Origin of the sequence: Nocardia sp. NPDC060220 (assembly GCF_042727815.1) — a bacterium.
Classification (GTDB): Bacteria; Actinomycetota; Actinomycetes; order Mycobacteriales; family Mycobacteriaceae; genus Nocardia.
In genome coordinates, this window is record NZ_JBHWZY010000143.1 from 1 (window position 1) to 10,789 (window position 10,789).

The following is a 10,789-nucleotide window of genomic DNA, read 5'->3' on the forward strand; positions in this document are numbered from 1 at the left end:
CCCTTGGTCGATTCGTCGTCCTTGCCGCCACCCTTGCCCGCACCGGGGCTCATCATGCCGGGCATACCGGAACGGCCCGCTGTGCCCGCGCCGGTGCCACGGCCGCCGGCGCCGCCGGTAGACGTGGGGCTTCCGGCAACCGCACCACCCGGCGTTCCCGCGCCCGGCGTTCCCGAACCCGGCGACCCACCGCCGGGCGAGCCTGCGCCGCTCGGTGATCCGGACGGCGAGCCCGAACCGGGGACGGTCGAGCTCGGGGTGGTCGAGGCGGGGGTGGTCGAGCCCGGCTCCGTCGACTCGGGAGTGGTCGATTCGGGGGTGGTCGAATCGTCGGTCGAGTCGTCGGTGTCGTCCGGGTCGGTGGTGGGAGTGGTCGACGCCGGGGTGGTGGGCTGCGTCGTCGTCGCCTGGGTAGTGGGCTGCGTAGTAGAACCCTGAGTGGTGGATTGTGTTGTGCTGCTCTTTTTTTCAGGCTCGCCGCCGCCGTCTTCGACGGTCTTCGGGATGGGGATCACCGGGACTTTGTTGTCGGACTCGTAAATGACCGGGGCGTAGACGGTTTGGAGGATGCGCACGGCTTCGACTCGCGCGTTCTCCTGCGCGACATCATCATTGCGCCACCCACGGCCGGTGAGCAGGGCTCCGACATTGTCGAGACCGCTGCGGTGCTCGGGTTCGTGGGGAACGAGACGTTTTGTCGGTTCGAGGCCGGTACGGAGTTCGTCCAGTTTGGTACTGGTGAGCGCAGCGGCGGTGGTGACCTTTTTTCCCGTAGCGTCATATGCCGCAACAGTTTGCGCGGCCGCGTTCGCTGCGGAACCTGCCCAGACGTCGGGGGACATGCCGCGGGATATCTGCTTGCGGAACTCGTCGAGGGATGTGCTGTTGCGCGTTGAGATTTCGTTCCACGCGGTGATCAGATCGTTGACAGCGTCGAGATCGATCTTGTCGACTTTGTCGCGCAGTTCCGCGACGGTCCCCGGAAAGCTGTCGTTCTTCGTCACTACGGTGGGGCGGTATTCGCCGTCGAAACCGAGGTCGCCCGCCTTTTTTCGGTTGCCGTCTCGCTGCGAGTTGTACTTGTTCTGAATGTCAGCGATTTCGGAGCTGTCGAGTTCACCATTGTCGCCGAACGGAGCCGTGACGAAGTTCTTGAGGCCGCCGAGGAGGTCGAGGCCGTTGATGCTGTGGAAACCGGTCACTCAGCTCACCTGCCCGGCGACGTAGTCGAGGGCGTTCGCGTTCTCGATGTCTTTGCCCGCGATGCGCTTGAAGGAGATCGCGAAAACCTCGCGAAGCTCTTTCACGGCTTCGATATCTTTCAGGATGACGTTATCGATCGAGTTCTCGTCGCCGGTCGCCTGCAACAGGAACTTCTTCTCGAGGTCCTTGGCGATCTGGAAATCGCCGAATCCGCTGACGGCCTGCGCTCGGCGTGTGGCGCCGCGGAGCGAATCGAGGTCGGCGATCCGCTTATCGCAGGCCTTGTACATATGGAAGGCCGCAACCTCGCTGTTCAGATAAACCTCGCCAGAGCGGACCTGCCCCAGCAGTTGCGTATACGGCGACGTTCCTGTCATTTATGTGCCCTCCCCGGTCACTTCGGAAATGTCGGCGCCAGCGTTTCCCCGACGCGTGCCAGAGATATGCAGGGGTCAGTCAGCCCGTCCAGGCTCGCGCGGTTCAGCACCTGCAGTTGGATGACGCCCTGACCAGCAGGGAAGACCACGTCGCAATCGAGCTGCTTCGATGCGCCCTCGACCCGGAACTCCCGTCCGGGCCGTCCCCCGATCGTGACGTCACGGAAGTCGACGTTGCCCGGCTTCGTTTCGAACTCATCCGCAGCCTTGTTGGTGGAGTAGACGGTGATAGCGAATGTGCGCCCCTCCCATCCACAGATCTCCCACCCCGACTGCGGAACCCCCGCGACACCCTTCTCTTCCGTCGCCGGATCCACCCCAGCCTCCGTCAACGCAGCATCCGAAATCTCCGTGCACGGATTCCACAACACCGGCTTGGCCGTGGTCGTCGCCCCCTTCGACGTCGACTCCCCCGAGTCGCACCCGACCAGCCCGACAACCGCCAAACCGGCAACCACCATCGCCGTACCTGCGCGTTTCATCCCCACCCCTTCCGGCCGAGTACTGCCTTGACCAGGCACATTAGCACGGTCAACCGACCAGAGACGGGGCCGCGTAAGTTGTCGGAGCATGAGCGAACTTCGACTTTCGGCGCCGTTCGACGGGCGCAATCCCGAGGGCAAACCGGTGGTGAACCGGTCGGCGGTGGACTCCGATATCCAGGATCAGGTGCTGTCCTACCTCGAGCACGCGCCGGTGATTCTGAGCGCCCGCGGCCACGACGCCGACGAGTTCGACCCCACCCAGCGCGACGTGCCGTTGAACTTCCACACCGACGGCGCGTTCGTCTGGCCGGGCGCTGTTCCCTACTACCTGCGCAAGTACGGGCTGCCGCCGGAGGCCGCGCTGGTCCAGCACATCGTGGGCAAGGGGTTCGAGATCGGGGAGGTCGACGAAGGGGCACGGCAGGCGGCGGTGCAGAAGGTCACCGGCTGACGCGGTGTCAGCGCAGGCGTTCCGTGGGCAACACGACGGCCGAACTACCAGCGTCGACGCACAGCCGCCTTGGAACCGGCCACCAAGCTGTTCGCCGGGACGTCGTCCGCGACGACCGCACCCGCGGCGATCACCGCGTCGCGACCGATGCTGACGCCGGGCAGAATCATCGCGCCCGCGCCGATCCACACGTTGTCCGCCACGTCGATCGGCGCACCGGTGAGGAATCGGCGCCGTTCCTCCGGATCGACGGGATGGCCCATGGTGATGAAGGTGGCCTTCGGGCCGACCATCACGCCCCGGCCCAACCGGATTCCGGCGTAGTCGAGGAACGTGCAGCCCTGATTGATGAACACGCGCTCGGCCAGGTCCAGGTTCAGACCGTGATCGGTATAGAACGGCGGGTAGATCGTGAGACCCGCGGGGAGCGGACGGCCGAGGATCTCCCCCAGCAGCGCCGCCTTTCCGGTCTCGTCGTCGAAGGGCAGACCGTTGAGACGGGACGTCAACGCGCTGACCTGCAGAACTCGCTCGTGCATCGCTGTGAACTCGGCCCCGAGAACCCGTTCACCCCTGGCCAGAAGTTCGGGATCGTGAATCTCCATGAAGTTGTCGCTCGCCATCCCTCGATTCTCACGCACCTTCGCGCGCGACCCGCAAGATCACCGACGCGTATCGATGATGGGGAGATCGTGCTGATCGCAGACGTGGGGTTTACGATCCGTGCGGCTGGGAACGGGCGTGACGAGCATCCCTGCACCGAGACGACGGTTTCGGGGGATACTGGGGACGGCGGCACCGACGGGTGAGCCACATTGCGGCAATTGCAGAGAAATGGAGCTTGACGACGTGGATGCGCGTTCGCTTGCGCTGGTCCGCGCCGATTTCCGCGGGGTGTCGGAGACACCCGGTGGGTCCGAGCGGCTGATCAGCGCTTTCTACGGTCACCTGTTCGCGCAGGATCCGAGGTTGCGTGAGCTGTTTCCGCCTGCCATGGACATGCAGGCCAAGCGGATCACGACGGCGGTACAGTTCGTCCTCGACCATCTCGAGGACTTCGAACGCGCCCAGCGCTTCCTCGAGCAACTCGCCCGCGACCATCGCAAGTACGGGGTCGAGGCCGACCACTACGACCTGGCCGGACGCGCGCTGCTCGCGGCGCTGCGAACCTTCCACGGCAATCGCTGGACCAGAGAGCTCGATGAGGGCTGGCGTGACATCACGCTGCTGATCTCGGCGTCGATGGCGATCGGCGCCAACGAGGACACCTCGCAGCCGTACTGGGACGCGACCGTGGTGGGTCACCGGCGAGTGCTCGACGATCTGGCGATCGTGCGATTACAGGCCGACGGACCCATTCCGTTCAAGGCCGGACAGTATGTGCCGGTCGCGGTGCCGCAGCGGCCGAATATGTGGCGCTACTTCTCCCCCGCCATCCCCGCGAACCCGTATGGCGAGATCGAATTCCATGTGCGGCGGATCAGTGGCGGCTGGGTGAGCCCGGCGATCGTCAACGACACCAAGGTCGGGGACCGGTGGAAGATCGCCGGGCCGCTCGGTGGGTTGCACGTGGACCGGGAGTCGGGCCGCGATGTGCTGATGATCGGCTCCGGCACGGGCATCGCGCCGTTGCGTGCGCAGCTGATCGAGATGAGCCAGCGCGGGATCAATCCGCGCGTGCACTTCTTCATCGGGGGGCGCTATCCCGGCGACCTCTACGACGTGGACAACATGTGGCAGCTCTCGCAGTCCAACCCGTGGCTGACCGTGGTGCCGGTGTGCGAGGAACACACCAATCCCTGGTGGTATCCCCAGGATTCGGGTGAGACGCCGATGGGCATGCCGCGCCGCCTGGTCGGTAATCTGGGAGCGGTGGTGACCAGCTTCGGCGCGTGGTCGGATCGTCAGATCCAGATCGCGGGATCGCCGTCGATGATCGCCAACACCCGTTACGCGCTCCAGCGGGCCGGTACACCGCTCGAGATCATCGCCGCCGACCCCGTCTGAACCCGCCCGCGACATCGCGAAAGAGGCTGATGAGCAACGCTTTTCCTGACCCCGCCTGGACGGCGACCGTCGTCGGTCACCACCGCTTGCGCCACGACCTCGCCGTGATCCGGCTGATCGGCGATTTCGTGCCGTTCGAGGCGGGCGGTTCGGTGGAGGTCGAGGTGCCGCAGCATCCGGGCGTGCGGCGGCGGTTCTCTCCCGCGCTGCCGCCCTCGCTGGACGGCAAGCTCGAGTTCCATGTGCGCACGGTGCCCGGCGGGTGGTGTTCGAGTTCCATCGTCGCCGACACCAAACCCGGTGATCAGTGGCGAATCAACGCCCCCCACGGGGTTTTCGCGGTCGATCCCGACGCTGTCGAGGTGGTGATGATCGCCGGCGGTACCGGGCTGGCGCCGATGCGCGCTCAGATCCTGGATCTGGCCCGTCGCGACACTCCGCCGCGCACCTATCTGTTCTTCGGTGGCCGCTCACCCCGCGACCTCTACGCCAACGACATGTTGTTCCTGCTGTCGGGCGAATTGCCGTGGCTTTCGGTCATTCCGGTTGTCGAAAGCCCGGAAGATCCTGCGGTGCGCGATGAATGGCACGAGCAGACCCGCTCCGACGTGGGCTTCGGACTCGAGGAAATGCTCCACGGCACCCTCGCTGACGTCGCCGCAGCCCACGGCCCGTTCACCAAACACCAAGTCCTGGTCTGCGGTTCGCCCGCGATGGTCCGCACCACCGTCGACCGTCTGATCGAAGCGGGAACTCCCCCGGCCAACATCATCTCCGAAGGCGCCTGAGGACCACGGGCTCGCGGCAAGCCCGCGGGTCAGAACAAGGGGTCGTGGCGGATCGACTGGGCTTGGGTACCGGCCGCCATCAGGCGGAACTTGGTGGTCTGGACCATCGAGGGGGAGCCGACGATTTGGACGTCGCGGTCTGCCCAGGGGCCGTAGCTGGCGACGACCTTGCCGATTTGGCCGGTCATGCGGGGTTCCAGGCCGGGTAGATCCGGCTGGGGGTCGCCGGAGTCGTAGTACCACCAGGGGTTTTCGTCACTCTCGGTGACGGGGGTGACGGTGAGCCATTTGTTGGCGATGGCGAGTTGGCTCAGGACCTGGAGGTCGTAGAGATCGCAGGGGTGGTGGCCGCCGACGAACAGGTGCACCTTCGGGTTGACCCGGCGCTGGGCCATCGCCATGATCTGCGCGCGCAGGGGGGCGATGCCGGTGCCACAACCGACCATCAGCATCTTGCGTTTGGTGTTGCGCGGTACACCGAGACCGCCGAGCGGCGAGCCGAGCGCCCACTGATCACCGACGGCGGTGTGCGCGACCATGGCGGGGCTGACCCAGCCGCCGAGCACGCCGCGAACGTGGAACTCGATCTCGCCGTTGGGATTGGCCGGGTTCGCGGGCGAGAGATAGCGCCACATCCGTGGCCGCGAGGGGATCTGCACGCTGAGGTACTGACCGGCGGCGTACTGCATCGGCACGTCGAGCTGGACCCGCACGATCGAGAGATTGCGCAGCACCTCGCGATGTTCGACGACGGTGCCCGTCCAGGTAGCCGGGGTGGTCTCCTTGTCGGCGGCGCTGATCATCGCGCCGCTGATGGTGGCCAGACCTTCGTCCCACGCGCTGGCGACCTCGTCGGTCCACATCTCCGCACCGGCGAACAACCGCATGGCGGATTTCAGCGAGTTGGCCACGGCCACATAGTGCGCCGGTTGCACGCCGTATTTGCGATGGTCGCGACCGAGCTGGGCCAGGAACGGCAGCAGCTTGTCGGGCTCCTCCAGCCGGTCGAGGGCGTAGGAGATCGCCGTGACGAGTCGGTCGCGCTGGGAATCCATGGCAGCCGGGAAGTAGTCGCGGACACCGGGGTAGTCCGTGAAGAGGATCGAGTAGAACGACCTCGACAGCTTCTCGGGTCCACCTTCTTCCGCAGCAACCGCCTTGAACGTAGTACGGATCAAAGCGACAGTCCGCGAATCCATATGTGTCACAACCTCGTTTCGCCATCGAACGCTAGCCGCGCCGGCGAGTGACGGGCTGGGAGGACACTCGTCAGCAGCCGATGCGAGAAGTCTAGGCGAGGTTTGCCAGCTTAGGAATCGTACTCTTAAACATCACGCATGTAATTCGCGAAATACCAGGCGGTTCCCAGTAGTTTCTCATGAAAACATACCTCAAGCCCGTTAATTGCGGGTGAACAGCCGCTCACGATTCTCGAAACCACCAGGAATATCAGGCAATTGGTGACCAATGGCCCTGGTAGAGCGACCCTTCCGCTACGTCGACCGCATGCGGCAAACCGGCGCGCCGAGCCATGACACGCATGGTAGGCGCACCGGAGTGGCTGGTCGCCGGGAGCGAATTGCCTTCCGATTGGTCCGAATTCAGCATCCGGACAGCAAACTTTTGGACGTCCACGGTGATAAATCCCCACCTCAGCGCGCCGCGACGCGACTTCCGATCAGCAAGATCACGAATAAGTGAGTTGCTGGAGAGTCACCAGCCGGTCGCCGGGGGTTGACCGGAGACGAACGAGCCCCCGGCTCGCATCCACCACAGCGGATGGGCGAACCGGAGGCTCGTCGAATCGAAGACGACTCAGCGCCGATGCCGTGGCTGCCACACCACGAGCGCGGTACTGCGCGCGGGCGGCGACAGATCGGGCCGGTAGCCCGCCCGCAACCGCTCCATCTCCGCGCTCATCTCCTCGACGCGCTGCTGCAACGCCTCCACCTGATTGGTGAGCTCGATGATGCGCTTGATGCCGGCGAGATTGACGCCCTCGTCCTGCGACAGGCGCTGCACCTCGCGCAGCACCTCGACGTCGCGGGCCGAATAACGGCGTCCGCCACCCGAGGTCCGTTGCGGGGTGACCAAACCCAGCCGGTCGTAGGTACGCAACGTCTGCGCGTGCATCCCCGCCAGCTGAGCCGCCACCGAGATCATGAAGAACTCGGCACGCGCGGTAGCACCCGAAACGGACTTCGGATCATCGGACATCATCAAGCACCCGCCCATCCTGCACGCGGTTCGAAGCCACTGGCCTTCTCCGCCTCCTGGTAGCGCTTGAGCGCATCGGTGGCGTCGGAGTCGAGCGATTGCGGCACCGCGACCTTCACCGTGACCAGCAGGTCACCGGCGCCGCCCGCCGCGCCGCGCTTGGGCACGCCACGACCGCGAACTCGCAGGATACGCCCGTCGGCGGTGCCCGGGGGCACCTTCACGCCGACCCGGCCGTCGAGCGTCGGTACGGAAACTGTTGTCCCCAGTACCAATTCGCTGTAGCTCACCGGGAGCACCAGGGTGAGGTCGTCGCCCTGGCGGCCGAAGACCTTGTCCTGGCTGACGTGCACGGTGACATACAGATCGCCCGAAGGCGCACCGCGCAGACCCGCCTCGCCCTGACCTGCCAGCCGGATCTTCTGACCGTCGCTGACGCCCGGAGGAATCCGGACGGTGATGGTGCGGGTGCGGTTCTGGATACCGGTGCCCGAGCAGTCGGTGCACGGGTCGTCGATGATCGACCCGGTGCCGCGGCAGTCGTCGCAGGGCTCGCTGAAACCGAACGCGCCCTGATTCCGGCTGACCACGCCCGCACCGTTGCAGTGCGGGCACACGCGCGGGCTGGTGCCCGGCTTGGCGCCGCTGCCGTGACAGGTGGTGCACGGCGAGGGACTCGTCATCCGCAGCGGAACGGTGACGCCCTGGGCCGCCTCACGGAAACCCAGGGTCGTCTCGGTCTCCACGTCGGAGCCGCGGCGCGGACGAGCCGCCGCCCGGCCACCGCCGCCACCCCGGTTGAACAGCCCGCCCAGCAGATCGCCGAGCCCGCCGTCGCCCGCGGCGCCGGTACCACCGGCCTGACCGAAGATGTCACCGATGTTGAAGTCCTGCGAGAAGCCGCCGCCGGCACCGGGATTGAACCCGCCGCCGTAGGCTCGTCCGCCACCGCCACCGCCCGCGAACATGCGGCGCGTCTCGTCGTACTCCTTGCGCTTGGCAGGATCCGACAGCACCGCATTGGCTTCGCTCACGGACTTGAACCGCTCCTCGGCCTTGGTGTCACCCGGGTTGGAGTCCGGGTGCAGGTCGCGGGCGAGCTTGCGGTAGGCCTTCTTGATCTCGTCCTGCGAGGCGCCGGAGGAGACACCCAGCTCCTTGTAGAAGTCCTTTTCGATCCACTCCCGTTGGCTCACCGGGCATCTCCTCCTTTCGCGTTCTTATTGACTGTCGCCGGCATCCGGATCCGATGCCCCCGCGGCCTCGGCATCGGTTACCCCGACCAGCGCGTGCCGAAGCACCCGGTCGCCGAACCGATAGCCCTTGCGCATGACGATGCCGATCACCGGGTCGGCGCCCGAACCCTCGTGCTGCACTGCCTCGTGCAGCGTGGGGTCGAACGGGTCACCGGCGGCACCGAATTCGACCAGACCCTGCTTGGTGAGCGCGGTCTCGAGCTTGTCGGCGACGGACTTCAGCGGGCCGGAATCGAGGTCGCCGTGCGCCCTCGCCCGATCCAGATCGTCCAGCACCGCGAGCAATTCGGTGACCACCGAGGCCTTGGCGGCGTCGATGTTGGCCTGCCGGTCACGCTCGACCCGGCGGCGGTAGTTCGCGTATTCCGCGGTCAACCGCTGCAGGTCGGCCGTGCGCTCGGCCAGCTCGTCGTGCTCCGGTTCGACGACTTCGGCGTCGAGGGCGGAGTCCGCCGTGGCGGCCTCCGCGTTCTCGTCCGCAGTGTCGTCCAGGATTTCCTCGACCAACTCCTGCTCCGAGGAGTTCGCCTCGGTCACTTCTTGTCCGTGTCGACCGGCTCGTCCACGACCTCCGCGTCGACGACCTGATCGTCATCGGCCTGGCTGGGGCCCGCGCCGTTGCCGGACTGCGCGTCGGCGGCGGCACTGGCCTCGTAGATCGCCTGGCCCAGGGCCTGCGACTCGGTGGCCAGCTTCTCCACGGCCGACTTCACCGCGGAGATATCGGTGCCCTCGAGAGCCTGCTTGGCCTCGGCGACCGCGTTCTCCACCTTCGCCAGCTGATCGGCGGAGACCTGTGCGCCACCCTCGCTCAGCTTCTGCTCGTTGATGAACTTCTCGGTCTGGTGCACCAGCGACTCGGCCTGGTTGCGGGTCTCGGCCTCTTCACGGCGCGCCTTGTCGTCGGCGGCGTGCGCCTCGGCATCGGCGACCATGCGGTCGATCTCTTCCTTGGACAGACCGGAGCCGTCCTGGATCTTGATCTTGTTTTCCTTGCCGGTGCCCTTGTCCTTCGCGGTGACGTGCACGATGCCGTTGGCGTCGATGTCGAAGGTGACCTCGATCTGCGGCACGCCGCGCGGGGCCGGGGGCAGGCCGGTGAGCTCGAAGGAGCCCAGCAGCTTGTTGTGCGAGGCGATCTCGCGCTCACCCTGGAACACCTGGATCTGCACCGAAGGCTGGTTGTCGTCAGCGGTGGTGAAGGTTTCCGAGCGCTTGGTGGGGATGGTGGTGTTGCGCTCGATGAGCTTGGTCATCACGCCGCCCTTGGTCTCGATGCCCAGCGACAGCGGGGTGACATCGAGCAGCAGAACGTCCTTGACCTCGCCCTTGAGCACGCCGGCCTGCAGTGCGGCGCCGACGGCGACGACCTCGTCCGGGTTCACGCCCTTGTTCGGCTCACGGCCGCCGGTCAGTTCCTTGACCAGCTCGGAGACGGCGGGCATGCGGGTGGAGCCACCGACGAGCACGACGTGGTCGATATCGGCCACGTTCAGGCCCGAGTCCTTGATCACGGACTGGAACGGGGCGCGGGTGCGATCCAGCAGATCGGAGGTGATCTTCTGGAACTCCGAGCGGGTGAGCTGCTCGTCGAGGAACAGCGGGTTCTTGTCCGCGTCGACGGTGATGTAGGGCAGGTTGATCGAGGTGGACTGGCCCGAGGACAGTTCGATCTTGGCCTTCTCGGCAGCCTCGCGCAGACGCTGCATGGCCATCTTGTCCTTGGTCAGGTCGATGCCCGAGGACGCCTTGAACTTGTCGACCAGCCAGGACACGACGCGCTCGTCCCAGTCGTCGCCACCGAGGTGGTTGTCACCGGAGGTCGCGCGGACCTCGACGACGCCCTCGCCGATTTCCAGCAGCGAGACGTCGAAGGTGCCGCCACCGAGGTCGAAGACCAGGATGGTCTGGTCGTCCTTGTCGAGGCCGTACGCCAGGGCGGCGG

General features: G+C 66.1%; 11 protein-coding genes and 1 pseudogene. 3 read left to right on the top strand and 9 right to left on the bottom strand.

Annotation, left to right across the window (positions count from 1 at the left end):
- The 3 genes and pseudogenes from ACFWF3_RS10070 to ACFWF3_RS10080 form a co-directional block, all read right to left on the bottom strand.
- Window positions 1–1,202 (bottom strand): annotated as a pseudogene (locus ACFWF3_RS10070) (hypothetical protein); the annotation flags it as partial.
- A complete protein-coding gene (locus ACFWF3_RS10075) occupies window positions 1,203–1,580 on the bottom strand; it encodes a hypothetical protein (RefSeq protein WP_379313337.1) in 378 nt (125 codons plus the stop codon).
- Between the two features lie 17 nt (window positions 1,581–1,597).
- Window positions 1,598–2,122, bottom strand: coding sequence for a DUF3558 domain-containing protein (locus ACFWF3_RS10080; protein WP_379313338.1), 525 nt, complete (start codon window positions 2,120–2,122; stop codon window positions 1,598–1,600).
- A gap of 88 nt (window positions 2,123–2,210) precedes the next feature.
- On the opposite strand from ACFWF3_RS10080, the gene ACFWF3_RS10085 reads away from it, so the two are divergent.
- On the top strand, window positions 2,211–2,576 hold the full coding sequence (locus ACFWF3_RS10085; protein WP_378995847.1) for a hypothetical protein: 366 nt from the start codon (window positions 2,211–2,213) through the stop codon (window positions 2,574–2,576).
- Between the two features lie 44 nt (window positions 2,577–2,620).
- Here the strand turns inward: ACFWF3_RS10085 and ACFWF3_RS10090 are convergent, their stop codons facing one another.
- Window positions 2,621–3,199, bottom strand: coding sequence for a DapH/DapD/GlmU-related protein (locus ACFWF3_RS10090; RefSeq protein ID WP_379313340.1), 579 nt, complete (start codon window positions 3,197–3,199; stop codon window positions 2,621–2,623).
- A gap of 226 nt (window positions 3,200–3,425) precedes the next feature.
- On the opposite strand from ACFWF3_RS10090, the gene ACFWF3_RS10095 reads away from it, so the two are divergent.
- Window positions 3,426–4,583, top strand: coding sequence for an FAD-binding oxidoreductase (locus ACFWF3_RS10095; RefSeq protein WP_379313341.1), 1,158 nt, complete (start codon window positions 3,426–3,428; stop codon window positions 4,581–4,583).
- Between the two features lie 29 nt (window positions 4,584–4,612).
- A complete protein-coding gene (locus ACFWF3_RS10100) occupies window positions 4,613–5,371 on the top strand; it encodes an FAD-binding oxidoreductase (protein WP_378995840.1) in 759 nt (252 codons plus the stop codon).
- 29 nt (window positions 5,372–5,400) lie between these two features.
- On the opposite strand, the gene ACFWF3_RS10105 is transcribed toward ACFWF3_RS10100, so the two are convergent.
- From ACFWF3_RS10105 to dnaK, 5 genes are all read right to left on the bottom strand, one after another.
- The gene (locus ACFWF3_RS10105; RefSeq protein WP_378995838.1) at window positions 5,401–6,570 is read right to left on the bottom strand and encodes an FAD-binding oxidoreductase; all 1,170 of its coding nucleotides are present in this window, start codon (window positions 6,568–6,570) and stop codon (window positions 5,401–5,403) included.
- A gap of 616 nt (window positions 6,571–7,186) precedes the next feature.
- Window positions 7,187–7,588, bottom strand: a complete 402-nt coding sequence (locus ACFWF3_RS10110; protein WP_378633530.1) for a heat shock protein transcriptional repressor HspR — start codon at window positions 7,586–7,588, stop codon at window positions 7,187–7,189.
- A 2-nt stretch (window positions 7,589–7,590) separates the two neighbouring features.
- On the bottom strand, window positions 7,591–8,784 hold the full coding sequence (dnaJ, locus tag ACFWF3_RS10115) for a molecular chaperone DnaJ (protein WP_378995836.1): 1,194 nt from the start codon (window positions 8,782–8,784) through the stop codon (window positions 7,591–7,593).
- A gap of 24 nt (window positions 8,785–8,808) precedes the next feature.
- Complete coding sequence (grpE, locus tag ACFWF3_RS10120) at window positions 8,809–9,381, bottom strand: nucleotide exchange factor GrpE (protein WP_379313342.1); 573 nt, start codon at window positions 9,379–9,381, stop codon at window positions 8,809–8,811.
- Window positions 9,378–10,789, bottom strand: a 1,412-nt coding sequence (gene dnaK, locus ACFWF3_RS10125; protein WP_379313343.1) for a molecular chaperone DnaK, incomplete at its 5' end; no start/stop codon positions are given. The genes grpE and dnaK, both read right to left, overlap by 4 nt.